This window comes from Bradyrhizobium sp. CW1, assembly GCF_023100665.1.
Classification (GTDB): Bacteria; Pseudomonadota; Alphaproteobacteria; order Rhizobiales; family Xanthobacteraceae; genus Bradyrhizobium; species Bradyrhizobium canariense_D.
The window spans coordinates 1,348,095-1,367,855 of record NZ_CP064684.1 but is presented as its reverse complement, the minus strand read 5'-3'; the positions used below and the strand labels follow the sequence as shown (position 1 = coordinate 1,367,855).

Genomic DNA, 19,761 nt, shown 5'->3' with positions numbered 1-19,761 from the left:
CTAAAAACAAAGGCGCAGGCGTCCGCCACCGGTCGAGAGGTAATAGTCGATGTCTCAAGACGAACTGATCCTTCGTCGGTTCGAGTCCGGGGATAGCGATGATGCATGGCATCTGCACAGAAGCGCATCGCAGGATGTTGGTGTGTGTGGCCCGGAAGGGGCTTGGGAGGATGATTTACGCAATATCGGGGAAGTATACATCGCCTCGGGCGGTGACTTCGTAGTTGCGCATATTGGTCCCCGGTTCGCTGCCATGGGTGGGCTGAAACCTTTTGATGATGATGTCGCAGAACTAAAACGTATGCGGGTCGACCCCGTCTTTCAGCGACGAGGGTTTGGAAGGAGGGTTCTTCGTGAATTGGAGTCGCGAGCTGTTGCTCTCGGTTTCAAGTGGATAATGCTCGATACAACAACGATCCAAGTAGGGGCCCAAAGACTTTATGAGAGCGCTGGCTATGTTCGCCGCAGGGAAGGGATGTTGCACGGATATGCAGTGATCTTCTACGAGAAGCGGCTCATTTGGCCAGGAATGACCCCCGCTGAGCAAATGAGGTTGTGAGACCGGACAATCCAGTGAAGCTCTACGGACGCGCAACGAGCACAAATTCAATCACTTGCCCCCTGACTAGCCGAAATGCCCAATCTCGCTCCTTGGGAATGACGTGGAATGCGCTCAGATAAAACCGTATCATCCGCGAGAACTTTCTCATTAAGCTTCGCGAGATCTGCGATCGGAATGAATCGTGTCACTGTAGCTGACAAGGACGTGAAGGTTTCGCGACCGATAGGCCTCGAACGCACGCACAAACTCACGTCTGGCCGAGCCAGCGTTGCATTCAAAACGAGAGCTGATACGGTGCGCCAGCGGCGGATAGGCGAAGACGCTCTGGAGTGTCGTGGGCTCGCGACGTGAGCCTTGCCAGCCGGCATACAAATCCACCTCGATTCAACCGCAACATTCTGTTGCGTATGGAATCCAAAAGTCCGCTCTTGGCGATGCGGGGTGGTGGATGCACGGGCGCGTCCAATCGCCCCCTACCAGCTTGTGGTGGTCGCCCTTCCAGATCGTGATGCTACTCGGGCGTATCGACCGGTTGCGTGCCGTAGCACTCGCAGGCTCTCAACCAAGGACCCAGCTCGCACCCTTCTGGATCACGATCGAGCACCAAACCTGCATCAAGCAGCTGCGGATCGGGTCTCACCAGCTTCGTGGTGCTCACGCCCATATTCGGGTCAACTGCCATTCGGTAGTCTCGTTCAAGCAGCTCTCGCAGGCGCTCGATGCGAGCGAACCGGAATGGATGGACCGGTTTAATCATCGGGCCAGGCTCCTCGGGTCGAATGCGAACAATTGGATGATGAAAATGACGGCGGGCGACGGGTTACGTTCATGAGTCGAGCTGTCGGTTCTCCGCCGAATGCCAGTCCGCGCCGTAGAGGCGGATCATCTCCCGACGGGACCGCTCGATGAAGATGCGCTCAACGCAAAAGCCGGTTGTCACTGAAGCCGCCAGCGCAAGGCCGCAGACCATATAGTCATTCATGAAATTCCAAAACATGTTGCAGCCGGCAACTCCCACAAAAGTAAGTGCCATGACCGTATTGCGAAATGCCTTAACCATGTTGCCCCCAGTCAGTGGGAACTTTACCATTGCAACCATGGCGATTAGCAGCGTTTGTCCTTGTTAGGCGCCGTCTTTCTGCTCGATCGGCCTGGGTCCGCCCGCGCTGTCGACGGCCGTGGGTTCCCCATTGCCCGGCGCAGCTCATTCGATCGCGTCGGAGTCCTGGCGCGGATTGCCCGATCCGATACAGCTCGTGGACAATGACCTCTACTCTCCGCATCTCCTCCGACGACCACAGGCGTGGCACATCAAAATAACCGAGCACCGGCTCGGCGCTCGGCCGCCCAGGCGAACCGATTCGAGGATGAGAAGCGCCGAGGGCTCGACAGGGTCGGCTACGCCGCGATCCAGCGTGATTTCGGGTATATGCGCCGCATTCCTATGCCGAACGCGAGATAATGGCAGTGAATATGACCTCAAGTTGTATCACGCTAGATGATCCACGTTGCGACCTTTAAGTGACCTCTTTTGGGGCTTAAATATGAAGAGACTTCTGGGACTCTTGCTGCTCGCCCATTCCTTCTTCCTTTCCGCCGAGGCCATCGCACAGGGGCTTCCTGCCCCTCGTACTGGAAGAATGAACGAGGTTCAGAACTTTTTGTTTGGTCCGCCAATAGCGGGGCAATACAAGGGACTTTCACAAACCATGCTCAAGGGTTTGCGTGCCAGGGCATTCCATATCCTGCATCGGGAGCCGTTAGCCCTGCTGGCTTGTATTTTGTTGTTACCTTTGCCCAGTGCAATTCCTTCACCCGGTGGGTTGGAAAGCTCAACGGGTCTCAAATGCCGACCTCATGGACGCTGTTCTACGTTGACAAGAACGGCAAGCCCGGCAAGTTGAAGGGTGCCGATACATTCACGCGCGTATGGTAGTTTTCAATCTTCTTGCTCTGTCGTGACCTTTGATTGGAAACTCACTCTCGCGAGTTTTTGGCTGCGTCTCTTCGGGAAATGTGGGCTCGCGTTCGTGGAGCACTGGCCTGTCCAGGATCAGCTTCGATGCTGGACAGCCGGCAAGTCGTGCCGAACGGCCCGGGAAAAACATCAAAGGGCCTCTCCCGAAATCCGAAAGGACATTCTGAATTTGCCTCCGAATCGCGGGACGATCCGTGCACTACCGTTACTTTTCAGGTCCTTGTTTTGAAGCCGAGCGCGGGCTCCGGCAGATGCCGCTAACATCTGCGGCGGTCGCGTTGCCTGAGTTTGGTTGACGACGTGAATTTTCAGCTCTCGATACCTAGAATTCTCACGCAGCGCGATTCGCAGGCTTCGCCGCCGGAAGTAGCCAAGGGCGCGCTCGGTCTAACCGTTCCGCGAAGCTGCTTGCTATTGCCGGTTCATTGCGCGGCGACAAGATCGCACGTTGGCAACGAGTACGGACTTGATCCCTCTCTAGCATTAGGTAGATCGCCCTCATTTGGAATTAGAGATACTTAGTGACGACTGGCATCGCAAAGTGGTTTAACGCGACCCAGGCTATAGTTTTATCAAGCTGGATTAATGGCGGAGCCGACGTTTTCGTGCACACAGGGCGGTCGAGAAGGCCGGCTATACCGATCTTGCAGAGGGGGCCTTGATCAGGTTAGAGATCAAGACTGGCAGCTCAGGCAAGGTATCCGCAGAAAATCTGCGTACAGGATCATTCGCGCTATCAGCTACGTGACGCGTCAACAGTGATTCGCCTAGGGTGTCAGCATTCTTCGCGCTTACATGCCTCGATCTGACTTCGGCGAAACACTTCAGAGTCGGCAACCTCGCCTGAAGGCGCACATCAGTGTCAATACGCGATCTCGTTTTTTTCAAAACCATTGTATTTCTCAGGCAAGAAGATTCGCAGCCACAAGATCTTCGGTTGCGGCCCCAACAGACTTGAAGAGAGTGATCTCTTGCTGCGAAAGGCGGCCAGACTTCAAACCATTGGTTAACTCATGAAGATCCCCACAAATCATTGAGGCGTCCCACCGGCCACCCGCAATCGGCTGGAGCAGATCACCGGCTTCTTTGAGGGCACGCATAGTATCTACGAACACGCGGCTGCGGCAAACAGCATCGTCGTCGGTCTCACGCATTTCTGGTGTGAATGCGCCGACGAGATCGAGATGTGTTCCTGGCCTGAGGTGCTGGCCTACGATCAGCGGCTCACGTGACGTGGTGGCGCAGCTAACGATGTCCGCCAACGAGAGAGCGTCCGTCTGATCAGCAGCCGGTTTGGCCTTGAGACCTGATGCTCAAGTGTGTCCGCGAGCTTAGACACGTTGCGCATTGCGCCCCGAGACCAGCACGGCTTCAATCGGCCTAACTGCGCGATGGGCAACGGCCAAATAGGAGGCGAGCCGGCCGGTTACAATCAGCAGCAGCGTGCGGCTGTCGGGGCGTGAGAGATGTCGTCATGCGAGCGCGGAGGCGGCGGCCCTACGCCGATTAGTGAGTGTTTCGCCATCGATCATTGCGCGCGGCCGACCGGTTGCCGTCGAACAGCATGTAAAGCGAGGAAAAGGCGGGAGACCGCATGCCCCGCTCTTAACACGGTCACCAGCTTCGCGCCGAGTGCCTTGCCCCGCTCCCAAGCCGGCATTGTCAGGAGACGACCTGGGCTTGCAGCGGTACCAACATTATAGCTCTGCCGCACCGGCATCGCTTCTCCGCCGCGCCGCTTAAGGCATCCATCAACCTCGGATAGTTGAGGCCGGCATCTACCTCTGGGACGGAGAAATAACGCGACATGATTTCCTCGTTTTATGCGAAGTTCGGACGAGTTTAGCACCCGTCCCTCCGATGACAGCACGGTCTATACCGCCGCCAAAGAGAGGCCGTCGCCAGCGTTTAGAATTCCGTGTGAAGCTCGACCGAACGTACAGAACACAAAAATCGCTCGCCTCGTAGCAACAGATCGAGGTCAATGGCCGTCAGAGCGCGAAGTTGAGTCATGAGCATGCGGATGACAGTCCCATACTTGGCGAACTCGCTTGGGTAATCAGAACCGGGTCTCCATTAGGTGAACAAGTTGGGACCCCGCGATGTAGAAGGCTTCCCGCGCGGCACGAAAGCGTTGCCGTTCAACGGCAGTGACCGGCAGCGGAAGATCGTTCTCCGCGATCTGCCCCAGAACGTACGAAGCCAACACACTGCCAAAGACTGTGCCAGGTGCGATGCCGCGACCGTTATAACCGCTGAAAGCAACGACGTTGCGGTCGAGCTCGTGAAAGCGCGGCAGGTTGTTCGAGGTCATTCCAATCATGCCGAACCAGCCGGTTTCAAACTCGACATCCTGAAGTCCCGGAAACAGCTTGCGCAACGATCTCTGAGCCCATGCCCGGTGAACGGATGCGCCAATACCCTCAAGGGCACCAACACTGCCAAACACGAGGCGCCCGGAGCGATCCAAGCGAAATGAAGAGAGGACCTCTCGAGTGTCCCACGCTCCCTGCCGTTCAGGCAGGATCGACTTCCTCAGACCATCCGGCAGAGAACCTGTAGCAAAGTTGAAGTAGGGCAGATGGATCTGCTCCCGCCGTACCTGCGACCAAAGTCCTTTACCATAGGCATCCGTCGCAACGATCACCCATTCCGCATCTACCGATCCGCTTTCTGTGCTAATCCTCCAGCGCAGGCCGTTGTGTTGCGCAGTAACAGCCTCGCTCTGTGTGAATATCCTGGCGCCCGCTGCAAGCGCGGCTCTCGCTAGACCGTGCACATAGGCCAGCGGCTGTATCGTCCCGGCGCGCTTATCGAGCAGCGCCCCGCTGTATTCGCCACCGCCCACTTTCCTGCGTGTCTCCTCTGCATTTAGCACTACGACAGGGGCGCCACGCTTCTGCCACTGTTCGGCGCGGGCCTCGATCTCTTGCAAGCCCTTACGTCCGACGGCACAATGCAGGGTACCGGCACGTTCCACTTCACATTCGATGCCATGCTTTTGGATGAGGTCGAACACCTTTTGCGGTCCACGGCCGAGTTGTTCAATCAACCGTTCGCCGAAGGGGGCGCCGAGCGTATCCGGAAGGGTGTCAGGCATCACCCACATGCCCGCGTTAACCAGACCGACGTTCCGGCCCGAACCGCCGAACCCAATTTCGGACGCCTCCAACACCGCGACGCGCGCCCCTCCTTCGGCGAGATGAAGTGCAGACGACAGCCCGGTATATCCAGCGCCAATCACGATCACATCCGCTGCGGTGTCACTGGCGAGGGGAACAGTGTCTGGCGCCGATGGCGCGGTGAGAGCCCACAATCCATGTGATGCTGAATTGTTTCGCATCCAGAAATCCTCCTACTATTCTTGCTTCTTGATCAGCCCAGGTGGCGCTGCAATCAGTGCCGCGCCTAAGGGTCAAGGATGGATACCATTTCGTCGATATGTGCATCGATCCGTTCGAGAACCTGCCCAGGCACGACGTCGCGTTCTGGAAGAACTGACCACTTGTCGCGCACGGCCGCCGCGGTCTCAGCTACAGCCGTCACCACTGCCCCCTCTGGAAGACGGCTGCGGTTCGCGAAATTGCGCCAGCGCTCTGGAGTCAGGGGCTTGAATGACTTTTCGCCCGCAAGGCTCAATGCTAGACCATCTTTCGGGATATACGAAATTGTTGAGAGCACGTCGTAGATTGGCGCCAACGTAGGCCTCCGTCCGTCTCCAGGATACAGTAACGACCAATTCTTGAGATGCATGTCGCCATTGCCCGTGATCGCGGTGAGCGCAAGACGACGGACAAATTCGATCGCGGAATCGAACGAGACACCGCTGTTCAGCGCGGCCGCGATATTGTGATACGCCGCACCGGTATATTTCTCGGACGGATAGCGGCCGAAGACCTGTGCAAAGTCCTCCATATGCACGCGCGCTGCATCGCCACCGCGATCGAAGCGACGGACAAGAAGCACTTTGCCCGTGGACATGGTGTTAAACTCTTCCGGAATGCTGGCGAAATCCGTCTTTTCGACGAGCTCACGTGCAGGCACTTCCATCCCTAGCGCTTCCGCTAAGGCTAGGATCGCGAATTCGTTTTCCGAAAGCCCAATGTGGGTGAGGGAGGGAAATTTCGCGATGTACTGCCCTTGCTCATCGTCGACGGCGAGCGTGATCCCCCCTTCTTTTCCGGTATTTTTGATGACGGAGAGCTTCATCTGGACACCGGCGAGCGAAAAGCGCGCCTTCTTCTTGCCTTCTGATTCTGGCCCGGCCGGAACGGGAACGCCGTCGCTCGGCAACGCTCGTACCGCTCCCGGTAGATTTGTCCCCAGTGCTGCCAAGAGATCGAAGTCGTTTCCAGGTCTTACTGACGCTGCGTGGTGCTTTTCCATTGCTTCGCGCAGTTTCTCTTCGGGCAGCAAGTTCGCGAAGAACGGCGGCAGCGCGCCGCGTATGGGTTTGGGATCCCGGCGGAGGCTGCCATCCGCCGAGCGAAGCGACAGGCTGAAGATCGGAGGGTCGTTCAAGCTCCTATACGCGGGCAAGAGATTGAATGCGCTGTAGTCGCCCGGCGTTCGCACGAGCGTGCCGACGGCAAGATCGTTTAATGAGATGTCGAGCGATTGGATACGTTCAGCCGCGAGGACAGGCTTATTCATGCTCCTCCTCAACATCTGACGTGAACGCAGGATGGTCATCATCGCCCGTAGCTGGCTGCAGCATTGATTGAATAGCCGGTACCATCGCTTGCGGAATCAGCATCATTTCCATGCCAAGGGCGCGAGCAACGTTGACGAGTGTCGTTGCGCGCGCTGCAGCGGCACCCGTTTCAATGTCGCGATAGCGGGGCCTGCTAATGTTCGCCCGGAGGGCGACTTGCTCCTGAGAGAGGCCAGCAGCCCTTCGCGCTCTGCGAAAGTGTAGGCCAAGTTCCTCGAGCAGCGGGTTTGGAGCCGAAGCCATGATATGTTCTCGGATCATTAACACCGAAATGATATGTAAACAGATCACACATCGCAGTCAAGCGAAACGTAAACAGATCTTCTTATCGACAATGATGCTTAAACATATCTTGTTCCAGCGGCAATGTCGTCTGAACTGTTGACCCTGCTGCCAGAATGGCCCTTGGGGCTAATGCGCCTGACGCGATGAAGGAGCCAGATCTTATCGCCAGGTTGACACAGATTCCCATGGCGCTCGCGTGCATTGGGCGCATAGGAATGGCCGCCAGCGAACGAACCGGATCCTGGAACGCGGTGCGTCGCTTTTATGGAACGCCAGTTGAAAGCGGTCGGTAGATGGATCATCGAAGTTCTTCCATGACGCGCCGTCCTAGTGGCGTCGTGCCGAGTCGTTTCCGTGAGGCGCCTTTGGCGCCAAGCAAGTCCGTATTGCCAAATCAATTCCGATGTCCGCCGGCCCGCCTCGATGTAGCTACGAAGCTCGAACTACCTATCAATTCGTTTTTCATTCTTCGACATGCTTCCCACGACGGCCAATAGCCTGCGGGCGTGACCGGGCCGCTGACGTGGCCACTCGCAGGGCCGCAATGCGAGCGGAGTGGTCTCGGCTAGTACCAGCAACTTTTCTTCTATTCGCGTTGATATCCAATCCTACGACGCGCAATTAACGTGTTCCTATGCAACATCAACCGGAGCATGATGGTCAAATCGGCGGCACTCGACAGGGAAAGTTCGACGACTGCGTTGATTCTCTTGACGTCCCCGCCCAAGAAGCGACCAGGCGAATACACAAGAGCCTCGCTCGCTTCAATCGTGAGAGTTGACGATGGGCCACTTGAAGGAGACGCTCCGCACCATGAAGCGACCTCGGAAGAATCGCGGCATGCCGCCGCCCGCGACGTTCGATATCGATTCGCTGCCGGGCAGCTCAAACTTAACGGCATTAGAAACGGCCGCCGTGATCCGGCGCACGCCTGGAGCCCTGGAGCTATGGCGGCGCAATCCGAACCACCCGCTGAAATGGCGCTACATCGATGGCCGCCCGCTTTACCGAGTTGATGCGGTGCGCGACTATCTGGCCGGACGCGATGAGACAACTAAGTCGTCGCAGCCGCATAATGCTCGCGAAGACGGCCAAGCAATTCGGCCTTGATGGGATCGAGCGGATTCGTCCGCTGCAGGCGCACGACCTTGCCTCCCCGTTTAGCGCCGACCAACTCCGCGATGTAGTCATGAGCAGCTTCGAACGCCATCTTGCGGATGATCCACTGTTCGTCGTGATTGTAGACCTGATCGATCCCGCGCGGCTTTTGCCCGACACACAACCGCTGGATTTCGTTGTCATAGCCGCAGCGTGACATGATGGTTCGCAAGCTGCGCCTTAAGTCATGCATTGTGAACTTGGCGACACCTGCTTCCTTGACCAGGCGGTCGACCAAGTTTGTGAAGCCCGATATCTGGCCGCCGGTCTTCGGTGACGGGAAGACATAGTCCGACGTCGCACGCTGGAAATGTTTTGCGGCCGTAAGCACCTCGTCAACGAGGTGGGTACGCGGCACGTCGTGGTAAACGCCCATCTTGGTCCATGCTGCCTCGAAAGTGATGCGGTCATCCATGACGTGATTTTGCCACTCGATCATGGCTGGCTCGCTGCGGCGCGGGCCGCCAAGTAGGCACATTCGTGTCAATAGCCCAAACGTCCCAAGCTTGCCGGATGCGTGCCAGACTTTGATGATCTCCTCGTCGGGCAGCGCCCGGCCCTTCGTTCGGCGCCCGACCCGCTGCGCGCGCGTCTCCTTGGGCACGCGATAGCCGGCGAGCACGTTGTGCTCGACGTAGCCTTCGCCGACGCACCATTCGAGGAACGTGTGCGTGTGCTTGCGCAAGTCCTTTGCTGCGCCGCGCTTGCCGGTCTTGCCGATCCTGTCCACCGCCGCCATGATTTGCCGTCGCGTGAGCTCGGCGATGGCGAGGTCGAAATGATCTTTCAGACCGCGTCGGAGTGCCGACATAGCCGGTTTCCAGTTGACGACCTGGCGCCCGGTCAGGGACATTTCGTAGGGGCCATCTTCAACGATCAAGGTCGCCAGTGTCGTGCACTGCCGCTCGGCCAGCGCTTGCCGCTTCGCCTCGCGCTTGCCCTCATTGGGATCGATCCCAATGACCACCTCCCCAGCGACGACGGTGGCGGCCCTGCGCGCGGCCTTCTCATTGAATTTGGGCCATGCACCCAGCGTCTTGCGTTGGGTGCCTTTCGTCCCAGGCTTTGTGAACATGAAGACCCAGGTCCTGCCACCCGTCGCGCGCATCCTGATCGCGAGCCCCGGCTGCTCTGTGTCGTGCAGATAGTGCTGCGATTTGCCCGGCGGCAGCGTCGCCGCACGGATGGCCGCGTCAGTGAGTCTCAGGTAGTTCGTCGTTCCTTCAGCTCTGAGAGATTCTTTACTCTTTTCCATCGTTTGTGCTCTCGCTCCTTGCGCCCTGAGACGGGTCGCGGCGATCCTAGAAGAAATGGACCACAAGCCATTGCCTTCGCGTTCCCAGTTAATGTGCCCTAAGGGAAATCCTCTGAAGGGCACAGCAGGGACATACAACATGTGGTAAGGCCAACCGAGGCCACGGATGGTCCAATATGGCCACAAGTCCTTACCTTACAAGGACTTTTGCAACAAAACTATGGCTGGATTAGGTTGGCTACAGTCCACCAGTTGTGGTTCACACGGGAGAGGTCCAAGGTTCGATCCCTTGTGCGCCCACCATTCACCTTCCTGAACCATAATTTGCTGCGGAAGATAACCGACGCTCGGCGGCTGTCTTCACCCGTCCAAATCAAAAACAGCGAAAACAACCCCATGCACAGTAGCCGACCTCAGTCGGATCAATGAGTTACGGGATTGCGACTTTTCCGAAATAGAATTTGACTCGTCGGGCAAAACACCGGCATGATGGCATCATCGCGGGGACCTGAAGCGCGATCGCATCAAGCTTCACGCAACCCGCGCCGGTCGCCAGGCTGCGTACAAACCGACCAGGGTGCCGATAATAACCAGCGCTGCGGCCAGCAGCAGCTGCAATTCTCCATCGTCCGTGGTGCCTACGGACGACACAAGTCTGGTCACCACGACGAACAGAATGCCCACGGAGGCTGCTGCACCCACGCCGAGATAGGCGAGCTCGCGCGTCAGCTTGCGGCCGAGGAGTCCGAGTGCCGTGAAATACATCGCGCAGGCGTTAGGATGAACGAACAGCGCAATGCGCGCGTAAGGACCGTAGGCGTCGAGGAGGGACTCACACCGGTTCAGTGCCGCCTTTGAGGCAACTCGCTGCAACAGCGGTCTGAAAAAACGAGCCTGTCCGTAACTCAGGACGGCGCCCAGGATGATGGCCAGCCATGCCACGATGAAAACGGAGACGTCCGCGGGCTTCGGATTGAGCGCCACGGACATCAAGATGAGAGCGGTTCCGGGGAAATAGCCAAAATACGGGAAGACCGCCTCCAGCAGCACGCAGACGAATATGAAAGCCGGAAACCACGCCGAACCGGTCGCATCCTGGACGATGGCGTTCAGGTCGAAGAGGTTTGTCCTGTACAGGACGAGGTACATGCACATGGCCAACCCGGCCAGCGCGTAAAACGGCAATGCTCCCGATAGAAACCGCCTCATCCAGCTATCGCGCCTTGTTGCGCGGACACAGCGGAAACCATCGATAAACGCCCCCTACCCAATCGACAAAATCTCGATCTCCTGCGCACCGGACCCCACGACATCCCCGACCGCCTTCCCCATCAACGACTTCGCCACCGGTGCCACGAATGAGATCGTGCCGGCCTTGGGATCGGCTTCGTCCTCGCCGACGATGCGATAGGTTTGCACGCGGCCATCGGCGCGGCTGAAGGTCACCGTGCTGCCGAAGGCGACGACATCGGTCGAGGCCGGGGCGGGAATGACCTGCGCCGTGCGCAGCCGTTCGGTGAGATAGCGGGCGTCACGCAAGGGCACCGCCGACTGCCGGCGCTTTTCGTTGACGTCCTCGATGGCTTGCGCGGCTTCATAGGCCTCGCGCGCGTCCTGAAGCTGCTTTTGCAATGCCTGCAAGCCTGCTTCCGTCACGAGGTTTGGATGCGGCGAGATCGGCCGATCCGGCAACAGCGTCTCGGCGGCGGTTTCCGCGCTCTCTTCCTTGGTAAAGGCAACGCTCAAGTCGAAAATCCTGTCGAACTGTTCGGGCTCACGGCCCGCGCCTTCGCGCCGCAAGCAATCGCGGCGGGCAGAAGCTGGCGATCATCCCGGATCATATCTCAAGTACGACGAAACGGCGCAGCTTGAAAACGATGTCCGGCATGGCCTGCCGGAACCGCGTGGCATCCCGGAACGTGGTCGAGAACGGCGCGAAGGTGATCATCGCGTTCCAGTGCCTGTAGCCGTAGACCGTGACGGAGGCGCCGGTCGCCGGAAAATTCTCGAGCTTGCGCAACTCACCCAGGACGAGATCGGCGATCGCTTCAGCAGGCAGCAACTGCTTGCCATCAGGTGTCGTGGCGATCTTCGCTGGCGGCTCGACTGGCTTCGCGGGGGCCAGCGCCGCATCGGGCGCGTTCTCGGAATTTGTTTCGGGCTTGCCCTCGAGGTTGGCCGGCGGCGTATCGGCGGCGGGCGGCTCGACCAGCTCAAATCCGTTCGTCGGCGCGGTCGGCGGCGGAACCTCGATGAGCGGCGGCGGCGCAATGCTTTCTGCGGCGCGCCTGTTGCCTCCCAGGATGCTGCTGATCATGGCCACGAGGCCAGCATCCTTCACGTCGTCACTCATTACTCCCCCCAGGCTTCGACCTACTCTAGCACCGCTCGCGCGGACCGCCACTGGGGATGTATGGCCGGATTCCGTCCGGCCAAGATCCTATTTCACGTGATGGCATTGGCGGGGCGATGCCCGATCACGCCGCGCTGCCGTGCGATCCGTCACTGCTTATCGAACGGAATGTATTGTTGGTATTGCTTCGGCACCGAGCTGCGGTAGCGCGCGGGCACCGTGCCGCTGTCGACCGAGTGATCGATCTCCTGCTGCCGCGTCATCTTCTTCTTCGCCGGCTTCTTCGACGCACTCTTCTTGGAGTCGGTCGGCTGGCTGGAGGTGTCGTTGGTTGCGCCCGGCGCTGCCGGCGTCGCTGCCGGCGCGGCGGTTGTCGCCGCAGGCGCCGCGGTTCCGGCGGCGGCTGGTGCGCCCTGCGCCAACGCGAGCGGTGTCTGCATGAGAAGCGCCAGCGCTGCTGTCGCAGCCAGCAAGTATGATTTCTGCATTAGAACCTCCAAAATACCTGATCCGAATAAGGCAAGCGTATTTCTGCGGGATCGACGCGTGCAAGTCCGTTCACGATGGGCTCGAACCCCATGGTGAACTGTGGCCGAGATCACATTGCCGGCAGCAGGCTGCGTCATGATGCGCCTTGTCGCGAACGCAAAGCATTCTGGCGACACCAATACAGGCATGACTGCGCAACAGACGAGCCAGGCTCGCTGACATTCCCACCCACTCGCTCTCGAAGGAGACTGACATGCGTCGCACGATCCTCACTCTCGCATCGCTCGCGGCCCTGCTCGCCGTAGCATCCCCGGCAGCCCAGGCACATCCTGCGAACGATCGATATTGCATCCAGGGCCGCTCGTGGGGCTATCCCGGCAATTGCCAGTTCGCCAGCTATCAGCAGTGCCTCGCTACCGCCTCCGGCACGTCGTCCTATTGCGGCATCAACCCGCGCTACGCGTTCTCGCAGCAGCGCGACTACTGACGAATTGGCGGCGTGCGCGTATGACGCGCGCGCCGCCACAATTTTTGCGTGAAGACGACCCGCTTCGCCGACGTGCCGGCGAATTGAAACTGTGCGAAGCCGCTTGCGTCCGTCGATGACGAGAATGTTATCCGTCATCAGCACCGAGAAATTCACGATGCGCAGCCGTGGCTTGCGGGCCAAGGCGCACCTTCCGAAAATTTCGATACCGGGCAATTGTGATCCATCTCGCTCGTGGCAGGCGTGATCGCGCCTAGGCTGCAAACTCCAGCGCGAGAAACCTTAGCCCGATCTTTCCATTCGACTTTTCAGGAAGGTGTTTCAATGAGCAGCCGCCACGCAATTGTTCCGCGCGGTCTGAACGCAACGCGTTCGCCGCTTTCGCAAGGCCGCTTCGGCCGCATGTTCCGCAAGCTCGCACCGGCCAAATTCGGCCCGAACGATTCCAACACGATCGCAAACCTGTCGGCGCTCGCCGACAAGATGGTCGCCGGCTTCGACGGGCCGAAGGACGGACCGGACGCGGAAGAGAGCGGCATTCCCTCGCTCTACACTTATTTCGGCCAGTTCATCGACCACGACATCACCTTCGATCCGGTCAGCTCGCTGACCAAGCAGCAGGACCCCGACGGTCTCGTCGATTTCCGCACGCCGTCGCTCGACATGGACAATGTCTACGGCCGCGGTCCGAACGACCAGCCCTACATGTATGACGGCATCAAGTTCCGCCTCGGCGAAAAGGTCACCGGCGCGGGCGTGCCCGATGCGGTCGATTTGCCGCGCTTCAAGGGCCGCGCGCTGATCGGCGACCCCGCAACGACGAGAACAGCATCGTCTCGCAATTCCAGGCCTTGATGCTGCGCTTTCACAACCGCATGGTCGACGACAATGACAGCCTGTCGTTCGAAGACGTGCAGCAGCGCGTTCGATTCCACTATCAGTATGTGGTGCTGAACGACTTCCTGCCGCGCATCGTCCACGCCAGCGTGCTGGACCAGCTGAAGACCGCGGGTCACTACGATCGCAGCAAGCTCGCTTACTACCATTGGAAGACCTATCCGTTCATGCCGGTCGAGTTCTCGGTCGCGGCCTACCGGCTCGGGCACTCCATGATCCGCCCTGGATACCGGCTGAACGACGCGGCCAACATGCTGCTGCAGATCTTCCCCGATCCCAACAACCCGACCACAACGCACTGACCGGCTTCCGCGCCATGGGACCGGGACGCGCCATGGACTGGGGCCGCTTCATCGATCTCGACACGCGCCCCTACGGGGTCGAGGACGTCGACACCAATCCCGACAACAAGAGGCGGCTGCAGTTTGCCTATCGCATCGATGCCTCGCTGGTGGACCCGCTGCGCAAGCTGCCGCCGGAAGTCGCGTCCAATCCGGCGTCGCTGGCGCTGCGCAATCTCGAGCGCAGCTGGCGGCTCGGACTGCCGTCGGGCCAGGCCGTCGCCAGGGCGATGAACCTGACGCCGCTGAGCGACGACGAGATCATCATCGGCAAGGCCGTCGACGAGCCCGGGACGGGCGATCCGCAAGTCAAGATCGCGAGCATCGCGAACGGCGCGTTCGCCGGCAACTGTCCGCTGTGGGCTTACATCCTGGCCGAGGCGCGGCAAAACATGACCGACGTGCCAATCTCCGCGACTGGTGGGCCCGCCACGGTCAAGACACCGCAGCTCGGACCGGTGGGCGGTCGCATCGTCGCCGAAGTCTTCCTCGGCATGATGTTCGGAGATAATTCCTCCGTGCTGTCGCTCGACCCGCAATGGACGCCGGTGACCGGCTCCAGCTTCGCGCTGAAGGACCTCGTCGCCTACGCGCTCGGCCAGGGCGATCCGCTGCATTGAGGGGATGACGGTCGATGATGCAAGGCCGCTCGTCGTGCGAGCGGCCTTGTGACCCACTCGCCTCGACGCGCGGGCGGATGGATCCTGGCAGGCGTGCTTCCCTAACGCAAATCCGTCCGCTTCCTGTTGACTCGCATCGCGAATGGAGAAATCCTTCAACAACGCAATTGCCATTGCCGATCTCAGCAGTACGAACTTCGGCGCCCTCGGTTTTATCGGCGCCATCTGACCAGATTTATTCTGAACAGAAACGGAGGGGCCGATGCGCGCGCTCGCCTTGAGAACCGTCTCTCTTCTCGCCCTCGCTACCTTAGGCTCGATTTCCGGCACGCCCGCCGCACGCGCGGAAGACGGGGCCGATGAGCAATTTGGCAAGGTGCACTTCCAGACTTCCTGCAACGAGGTGGCGCAGCGCCGCTTTGATCGCGGGATGCGTTATCAGCACTCGTTCTGGTACCGGCCCGCAAAGGAAATTTTCGAGGAGACGCTGCAGGCCGATCCGGAATGCGCGATCGCCTATTGGGGCATTGCGCTGAGCCTGCTGTACAATCCGCATTTTGCCGCGCCGAAGGAAAACCTCACCGGAGGGCTCGCCGCGCTGCAGAAGGCGAAGGCACTCGGCGCCAAGAGCGAACGCGAACGCGACTATATCGATGCGCTGCTGGCCTTCTATTCGGGCGACGAAAAGACGACGTTTGGACAGCGTGCGCAGGCCTATCTCAGGGCAACCGAAGCCGTCGCCGCGCGCTATCCCGATGATGACGAGGCGCAGATCGCCTACGCCATTACGCTGAACGTCACGGCGTCACCAAACGACAAGTCCTATGCCAACCAGCTCAAGGGCGCCGCTATCCTGGAGCCGATCTTCAAGCGCCAGCCGCGGCATCCCGGCGTCGCACATTACCTGATCCATCTCTATGACTATCCGGCGATCGCAGAGCAAGGACTCGACGCTGCTAAGCGTTATTCCGAGATCGCGCCGGCGGCACCGCACGCCTTGCATATGCCGTCGCACATCTTCACGCGCGTCGGCTACTGGAACGAATCCATCGACGCCAATAGCCGTTCCGCGAAGGCTGCCAAGGAGGGCAAAGACCCCAGCGAGCAGCTGCATGCCGACGATTATATGGTCTACGCGCTGCTCCAGCTTGCGCAGGACAGCCGAGCCAGCGAGGTCATCGCGGACATGATTGCGACCACTGGCTATGTGCCGGCTGTCCGCGCCGGTCCCTACGCGATAGCAGCCAGCCAAGCGCGCTATATGGTCGAGCGCGGTGATTGGCAGGGCGCCGCCGCGCTGAAGGTCGAGCCGAGCCGGTTTGCCTATGTCGATGCGATCACCTATTTCGCCCGCGCCCTTGGCGCCGCGCGCTCCGGCAATGCAGACGCGGCAACGGCGGACATCGCCAAGCTGGCGGAGTTGCGGGACAAGCTGCAGCAGGACAAGGACGCCTATTGGGCCGAAATCGTGGACATTCAGCGGCAGGTCGCTACAGCCTGGCAGCTCAACGCCCTGGGGAAGCAGGCGGATGCGTTGGAAGCGATGCGCCTTGCCGCCGATGCCGAAGACAAGACCGAAAAATCCATCGTGACGCCGGGTCCACTTGCCCCCGCACGCGAGCTTTACGGGACCATGCTGCTCGAACGCGGCATGGCGACGGAGGCATTGGTCGCGTTCGAAAGCACCATGCGCAAGGAGCCGAACCGATTTGGCGCGACGATCGGCGCCGCTCACGCGGCCGAGAAAGCGGGGGATCCTGTGAAGGCCCGCCAGTACTACGCGAAAGTCGTCGAAACCGCGAGAAATGGCGACTCATCGCGAGAGGACCTCGCGGCCGCACGAAAGTTGATGGCTCAGAATTAGCAAAGATGTCGCGGCAACTTCCATGCGCCTGACAAGCAAGCTCGTTGCAACCAGCGCAGCCATCGCACTGTTCTGCTCAGCCACAGCGCTCTGGATATTGCGATCCGGTGAACCGGCACGCGCAACAGCGACCTCCGGCGAGGTTCGCCCAGTGTGGACGGAAATCGACTGGCCTTTCGGTGCGGATCCCTGGGGGAAAGGAAAAGCGTTCCGCTGCAAGGCCGCGGATTGCGGCGGCGAAGTCCAGCTCTACGTTCGCGCCAAGCTCGGCTTTTGCAATTGCGCCACCGGCATTGCCGATGACGGCGACCTCGAGCAGATGGGCGACCTGGCGCTGATTGGGAAGGCAACGCCGACGGCCGCCGGCCGAGAGATCCTTGTCGGTCCAATGCGCGGCCGCAGCCGGGCATATCGCGTCGAGGGGAACGCCAAGGCCGCGCTCTCACTCGCCTTCAATCAACGCTGCGACATGGTGGCCGCGACGGCTTTGCTCGCACCGGGCGCCACCGCGTCGCTCGAGCCGGCGGTGCTGGCGTTCCTCAATAGCGACCGCATGCTGAAATGGGCCGAGATCGCGCTTGGGCTATGACTCAAGGGAATAGCTGAATTAAAGGCGACAATTCGGCACACGCCTTAACGCGCCATCCCGAGGCCGACCTCCTCCAGCCGCGTGGCGAACCAGCGCGACAGCGGCTGATCGAGGACGCCGCTGACATAGACTTCCGAGATCGTCACGTTGTCCTTGTCCAGCACCAGCAGCACGCCGATCCAAAAGGCGAACCAGACATGCGCATCGGTCAACGCCATCAGCTTGTGCTGGTCGTGGTCGAGCGCGGTGTGATTGCTGGCCTTGCGGATCTCCATGGTGAGCAAATTGTTCGGGATCTCGCGCTGATGCACCACGACGTCAGGGTAGATCGACTTGCCCAGATGATCGTCGGTCGAGATGATGGTGCCGTGCGGCAGATGCAGCGTACGCTCGCCTAGCCGGTCGTAGTTGCAATCGACCGACCAGCCGCAGAACTGCTTCTCCAGATGCACGGCGAAGCGGTGCGTGATGGCACGCTCGCCGATGTCCTTCTCGAACAGGAATGTTTCGTGTGCGTAGAAGTCCCGGAGTGCCGCGATCACCTTGTTCAGCTCGGTCTGCATCTTGCCCCCGGCCCTCGGCGCTCCTGATGCGGTGCCCTACATCTGGACTTCGATCAGCCGCGGTCCGGGCTCGGCGACGGCCTCGGCCAGCGCCTTGTTGAACTCGTCCGCGTTGGTGACGGCGCGGCCGGGCACGCCCATGCCCTTGGCCAGTGCCACGAAATCCAGCGTCGGCCGGTCGAGCCGCAGCATGTCGTTGGCGCGCTGTCCGGGCTCGCCGGCGCCGACATTGTCGAACTCGCCGCGCAGGATCTGGTAGATGCGGTTGGCGAACACGATGGTGACGATGTTGAGGTTTTCTCTCGCCTGCGTCCACAGCGACTGGATCGTGTACATCGCGCTGCCGTCGCCGACCATGCAGATCACCTTGCGGTCCGGGCAGGCGATCGCGGCACCGATCGAGAGCGGCGTCGAGAAGCCGATCGAGCCGCCCATGTTCTGGAGCCAGTCGTGCGGAGCAGCCGCCGCTGTCGGCGGGAAGAAGGCGCGGCCGGTGGTGAGGGATTCGTCGACCAGGATCGCGTTCTCCGGAATCGCATAGGCGATCGATTGCGCGATCGAGGCGTGGGTCAGTGCGCCGGTCGGCTTGAGCAGCTCAGCCGCGGCCTGCGGCTTGACGTCCTTCGCGCTGGCCTTCACCGCGCCGGCGAGCGCTTCCAGTGCAGCGACCGAATTCTCCCCCCAGGAGGTCATGCGATGCACCTCGCAGCCCTCGGGCTTGAGGATGCTCGGCTTGTTCGGATAGGCAAAGAACGCCACGGGATCGTCGGACTCGACCAGCACGATATGGCGGAACCTGGCCAGCATCTGCAGCGCGTTGTCGATCACGTAATGGATGCGGTCGATCGAGAAGCGGCCGCGGCCGCGCGCCATCCTGGGACGGAAGGTCGGGCCCATCACGGTGCAACCGGTCTTGGCGGCGATGCGCTCGGCCAGCGCCAGGCCCTGCTCGCTCAGCGCACTGCCGGTCATCAGCAGCAGCGTGCCCTCGCCGTCGCCGTGCAGGATCTTTGCGGCCTGCTCGACCGCCTGCGGCGAATAGCTCGCGCGCTGCTGCTCGGCCGGAACCTCGGCGATGCCGTCCGCTTCGTTCCAGGCGGTGTCGGCGGGCAGGATCAGGGTCGCGATCTGCGGCGGCGCGCTCTTGGCGGCGGCGATCGCCGCGGCACCGTCGGCGGCGACCGATTTGGAGTCCGGCGAAGTGCGGACCCAGGACGACATCGGCCGGGCCAGGCCCTCGATGTCGGAGGTCAGCGGCGCGTTGTAGTCGATGTGGTAGACGGCGTGCTGGCCGACGATGTTGACGATGCCGGAATTCGCCTTCTTGGCGTTGTGCAGATTGGCAAGGCCGTTGGCAAGACCGGGGCCGAGATGCAGCAGCGTCGAGGCCGGCGTGCCCTTCATGCGGAAATAGCCGTCGGCGGCGCCGGTCACCACGCCTTCGAACAGGCCGAGCACGCAACGCATGCCGGGCACGCGGTCGAGCGCTGCGACAAAATGCATCTCGGAGGTGCCGGGGTTGGAGAAGCAGACGTCGACCCCGCCCTTGACCATCGTCCGCACCAGACTTTCCGCACCGTTCATCCGTCAGCTCCCGCAACCGGCA

21 protein-coding genes and 2 pseudogenes are annotated in these 19,761 nt (G+C 60.4%); 10 read left to right on the top strand and 13 right to left on the bottom strand.

What is annotated here, in order from left to right; translation table 11 throughout:
- Positions 1-49: 49 nt before the first annotated feature.
- A complete protein-coding gene (locus IVB54_RS06585; protein WP_026232583.1) occupies positions 50-559 on the top strand; it encodes a GNAT family N-acetyltransferase in 510 nt (169 codons plus the stop codon).
- Between the two features lie 514 nt (positions 560-1,073).
- Here IVB54_RS06585 and IVB54_RS06580 read toward each other — a convergent pair.
- On the bottom strand, positions 1,074-1,319 hold the full coding sequence (locus tag IVB54_RS06580; RefSeq protein ID WP_247777108.1) for a hypothetical protein: 246 nt from the start codon (positions 1,317-1,319) through the stop codon (positions 1,074-1,076).
- A gap of 69 nt (positions 1,320-1,388) precedes the next feature.
- Positions 1,389-1,622, bottom strand: a complete 234-nt coding sequence (locus IVB54_RS06575; protein WP_026232582.1) for a hypothetical protein — start codon at positions 1,620-1,622, stop codon at positions 1,389-1,391.
- Positions 1,623-2,093: 471 nt separating this feature from the next.
- On the opposite strand from IVB54_RS06575, the pseudogene IVB54_RS06570 reads away from it, so the two are divergent.
- Both IVB54_RS06570 and IVB54_RS06565 read left to right on the top strand, forming a co-directional pair.
- Positions 2,094-2,372 (top strand): annotated as a pseudogene (locus IVB54_RS06570) (avidin/streptavidin family protein); the annotation flags it as partial.
- Positions 2,373-3,073: 701 nt separating this feature from the next.
- Positions 3,074-3,288: pseudogene (locus tag IVB54_RS06565) on the top strand (cold shock domain-containing protein).
- Positions 3,289-3,442: 154 nt separating this feature from the next.
- Here the strand turns inward: IVB54_RS06565 and IVB54_RS06560 are convergent.
- The 4 genes from IVB54_RS06560 to IVB54_RS06545 form a co-directional block, all read right to left on the bottom strand.
- Positions 3,443-3,802, bottom strand: a complete 360-nt coding sequence (locus IVB54_RS06560; protein WP_083926331.1) for a hypothetical protein — start codon at positions 3,800-3,802, stop codon at positions 3,443-3,445.
- Between the two features lie 797 nt (positions 3,803-4,599).
- A complete protein-coding gene (locus IVB54_RS06555; protein ID WP_026232581.1) occupies positions 4,600-5,883 on the bottom strand; it encodes an FAD-binding oxidoreductase in 1,284 nt (427 codons plus the stop codon).
- 65 nt (positions 5,884-5,948) lie between these two features.
- Entirely contained in the window at positions 5,949-7,193 is a 1,245-nt protein-coding gene (locus tag IVB54_RS06550; RefSeq protein ID WP_247371612.1) for a type II toxin-antitoxin system HipA family toxin, read from the bottom strand.
- Positions 7,186-7,497, bottom strand: coding sequence for a helix-turn-helix transcriptional regulator (locus tag IVB54_RS06545; protein ID WP_026232580.1), 312 nt, complete (start codon positions 7,495-7,497; stop codon positions 7,186-7,188). The genes IVB54_RS06550 and IVB54_RS06545 overlap by 8 nt, the downstream gene beginning before the upstream one ends.
- An 825-nt stretch (positions 7,498-8,322) precedes the next feature.
- On the opposite strand from IVB54_RS06545, the gene IVB54_RS06540 reads away from it, so the two are divergent.
- Complete coding sequence (locus tag IVB54_RS06540; RefSeq protein WP_083926328.1) at positions 8,323-8,649, top strand: hypothetical protein; 327 nt, start codon at positions 8,323-8,325, stop codon at positions 8,647-8,649.
- Here the strand turns inward: IVB54_RS06540 and IVB54_RS06535 are convergent.
- The 5 genes from IVB54_RS06535 to IVB54_RS06515 form a co-directional block, all read right to left on the bottom strand.
- Positions 8,594-9,952, bottom strand: coding sequence for an integrase arm-type DNA-binding domain-containing protein (locus IVB54_RS06535; protein WP_026232579.1), 1,359 nt, complete (start codon positions 9,950-9,952; stop codon positions 8,594-8,596). The two genes, IVB54_RS06540 and IVB54_RS06535, sit on opposite strands and share 56 nt — an antisense overlap.
- A gap of 531 nt (positions 9,953-10,483) precedes the next feature.
- On the bottom strand, positions 10,484-11,161 hold the full coding sequence (locus IVB54_RS06530) for a hypothetical protein (protein ID WP_247296109.1): 678 nt from the start codon (positions 11,159-11,161) through the stop codon (positions 10,484-10,486).
- A 54-nt stretch (positions 11,162-11,215) separates the two neighbouring features.
- On the bottom strand, positions 11,216-11,698 hold the full coding sequence (gene greA, locus IVB54_RS06525) for a transcription elongation factor GreA (protein ID WP_026232577.1): 483 nt from the start codon (positions 11,696-11,698) through the stop codon (positions 11,216-11,218).
- A gap of 91 nt (positions 11,699-11,789) precedes the next feature.
- Positions 11,790-12,305: a hypothetical protein gene (locus IVB54_RS06520; protein WP_018453702.1), complete on the bottom strand. Its 516-nt coding sequence runs from the start codon at positions 12,303-12,305 to the stop codon at positions 11,790-11,792.
- Positions 12,306-12,454: 149 nt separating this feature from the next.
- Positions 12,455-12,793, bottom strand: coding sequence for a hypothetical protein (locus IVB54_RS06515; protein ID WP_018453701.1), 339 nt, complete (start codon positions 12,791-12,793; stop codon positions 12,455-12,457).
- 254 nt (positions 12,794-13,047) lie between these two features.
- Between IVB54_RS06515 and IVB54_RS06510 the strand changes: the two genes are divergently transcribed.
- The 6 genes from IVB54_RS06510 (at position 13,048) to IVB54_RS06485 (ending at position 17,592) form a co-directional block, all read left to right on the top strand.
- Positions 13,048-13,281: a DUF3551 domain-containing protein gene (locus tag IVB54_RS06510; RefSeq protein ID WP_007596464.1), complete on the top strand. Its 234-nt coding sequence runs from the start codon at positions 13,048-13,050 to the stop codon at positions 13,279-13,281.
- Between the two features lie 324 nt (positions 13,282-13,605).
- Positions 13,606-14,136 (top strand): hypothetical protein, encoded by a 531-nt coding sequence (locus IVB54_RS06505; RefSeq protein WP_245288372.1) that lies wholly within the window; start codon positions 13,606-13,608, stop codon positions 14,134-14,136.
- Positions 14,136-14,480 carry a peroxidase family protein gene (locus IVB54_RS06500; RefSeq protein ID WP_247777106.1) on the top strand — a complete coding sequence of 115 codons (345 nt, stop codon included), beginning with the start codon at positions 14,136-14,138 and terminating at the stop codon, positions 14,478-14,480. The genes IVB54_RS06505 and IVB54_RS06500 overlap by 1 nt, the downstream gene beginning before the upstream one ends.
- A gap of 14 nt (positions 14,481-14,494) precedes the next feature.
- Positions 14,495-15,139, top strand: coding sequence for a hypothetical protein (locus IVB54_RS06495; RefSeq protein ID WP_247777105.1), 645 nt, complete (start codon positions 14,495-14,497; stop codon positions 15,137-15,139).
- Between the two features lie 262 nt (positions 15,140-15,401).
- Entirely contained in the window at positions 15,402-17,003 is a 1,602-nt protein-coding gene (locus IVB54_RS06490; protein WP_018453700.1) for a hypothetical protein, read from the top strand.
- A 151-nt stretch (positions 17,004-17,154) separates the two neighbouring features.
- Positions 17,155-17,592 (top strand): hypothetical protein, encoded by a 438-nt coding sequence (locus IVB54_RS06485; RefSeq protein ID WP_247361033.1) that lies wholly within the window; start codon positions 17,155-17,157, stop codon positions 17,590-17,592.
- A gap of 44 nt (positions 17,593-17,636) precedes the next feature.
- On the opposite strand, the gene IVB54_RS06480 is transcribed toward IVB54_RS06485, so the two are convergent.
- Both IVB54_RS06480 and IVB54_RS06475 read right to left on the bottom strand, forming a co-directional pair.
- Positions 17,637-18,155, bottom strand: a complete 519-nt coding sequence (locus tag IVB54_RS06480) for a hypothetical protein (RefSeq protein ID WP_018453698.1) — start codon at positions 18,153-18,155, stop codon at positions 17,637-17,639.
- A gap of 36 nt (positions 18,156-18,191) precedes the next feature.
- Positions 18,192-19,739 carry an acetolactate synthase large subunit gene (locus tag IVB54_RS06475; RefSeq protein ID WP_085349553.1) on the bottom strand — a complete coding sequence of 516 codons (1,548 nt, stop codon included), beginning with the start codon at positions 19,737-19,739 and terminating at the stop codon, positions 18,192-18,194.
- Between the last annotated feature and the right edge of the window lie 22 nt (positions 19,740-19,761).

What these genes read in the sequence shown, in the direction of transcription:
- IVB54_RS06585 (WP_026232583.1), top strand. Translation starts at nt 50, where the DNA reads ATGTCTCAAGACGAACTGATCCTTCGTCGGTTCGAGTCCGGGGATAGC.
- IVB54_RS06580 (WP_247777108.1), bottom strand. Translation starts at nt 1,319, where the DNA reads ATGATTAAACCGGTCCATCCATTCCGGTTCGCTCGCATCGAGCGCCTG.
- IVB54_RS06575 (WP_026232582.1), bottom strand. Translation starts at nt 1,622, where the DNA reads ATGGTTAAGGCATTTCGCAATACGGTCATGGCACTTACTTTTGTGGGA.
- IVB54_RS06555 (WP_026232581.1), bottom strand. Translation starts at nt 5,883, where the DNA reads ATGCGAAACAATTCAGCATCACATGGATTGTGGGCTCTCACCGCGCCA.
- IVB54_RS06550 (WP_247371612.1), bottom strand. Translation starts at nt 7,193, where the DNA reads ATGAATAAGCCTGTCCTCGCGGCTGAACGTATCCAATCGCTCGACATC.
- IVB54_RS06545 (WP_026232580.1), bottom strand. Translation starts at nt 7,497, where the DNA reads ATGGCTTCGGCTCCAAACCCGCTGCTCGAGGAACTTGGCCTACACTTT.
- IVB54_RS06540 (WP_083926328.1), top strand. Translation starts at nt 8,323, where the DNA reads ATGGGCCACTTGAAGGAGACGCTCCGCACCATGAAGCGACCTCGGAAG.
- IVB54_RS06535 (WP_026232579.1), bottom strand. Translation starts at nt 9,952, where the DNA reads ATGGAAAAGAGTAAAGAATCTCTCAGAGCTGAAGGAACGACGAACTAC.
- IVB54_RS06530 (WP_247296109.1), bottom strand. Translation starts at nt 11,161, where the DNA reads ATGAGGCGGTTTCTATCGGGAGCATTGCCGTTTTACGCGCTGGCCGGG.
- IVB54_RS06520 (WP_018453702.1), bottom strand. Translation starts at nt 12,305, where the DNA reads ATGAGTGACGACGTGAAGGATGCTGGCCTCGTGGCCATGATCAGCAGC.
- IVB54_RS06515 (WP_018453701.1), bottom strand. Translation starts at nt 12,793, where the DNA reads ATGCAGAAATCATACTTGCTGGCTGCGACAGCAGCGCTGGCGCTTCTC.
- IVB54_RS06510 (WP_007596464.1), top strand. Translation starts at nt 13,048, where the DNA reads ATGCGTCGCACGATCCTCACTCTCGCATCGCTCGCGGCCCTGCTCGCC.
- IVB54_RS06505 (WP_245288372.1), top strand. Translation starts at nt 13,606, where the DNA reads ATGAGCAGCCGCCACGCAATTGTTCCGCGCGGTCTGAACGCAACGCGT.
- IVB54_RS06500 (WP_247777106.1), top strand. Translation starts at nt 14,136, where the DNA reads ATGCTGCGCTTTCACAACCGCATGGTCGACGACAATGACAGCCTGTCG.
- IVB54_RS06495 (WP_247777105.1), top strand. Translation starts at nt 14,495, where the DNA reads ATGGGACCGGGACGCGCCATGGACTGGGGCCGCTTCATCGATCTCGAC.
- IVB54_RS06490 (WP_018453700.1), top strand. Translation starts at nt 15,402, where the DNA reads ATGCGCGCGCTCGCCTTGAGAACCGTCTCTCTTCTCGCCCTCGCTACC.
- IVB54_RS06480 (WP_018453698.1), bottom strand. Translation starts at nt 18,155, where the DNA reads ATGCAGACCGAGCTGAACAAGGTGATCGCGGCACTCCGGGACTTCTAC.
- IVB54_RS06475 (WP_085349553.1), bottom strand. Translation starts at nt 19,739, where the DNA reads ATGAACGGTGCGGAAAGTCTGGTGCGGACGATGGTCAAGGGCGGGGTC.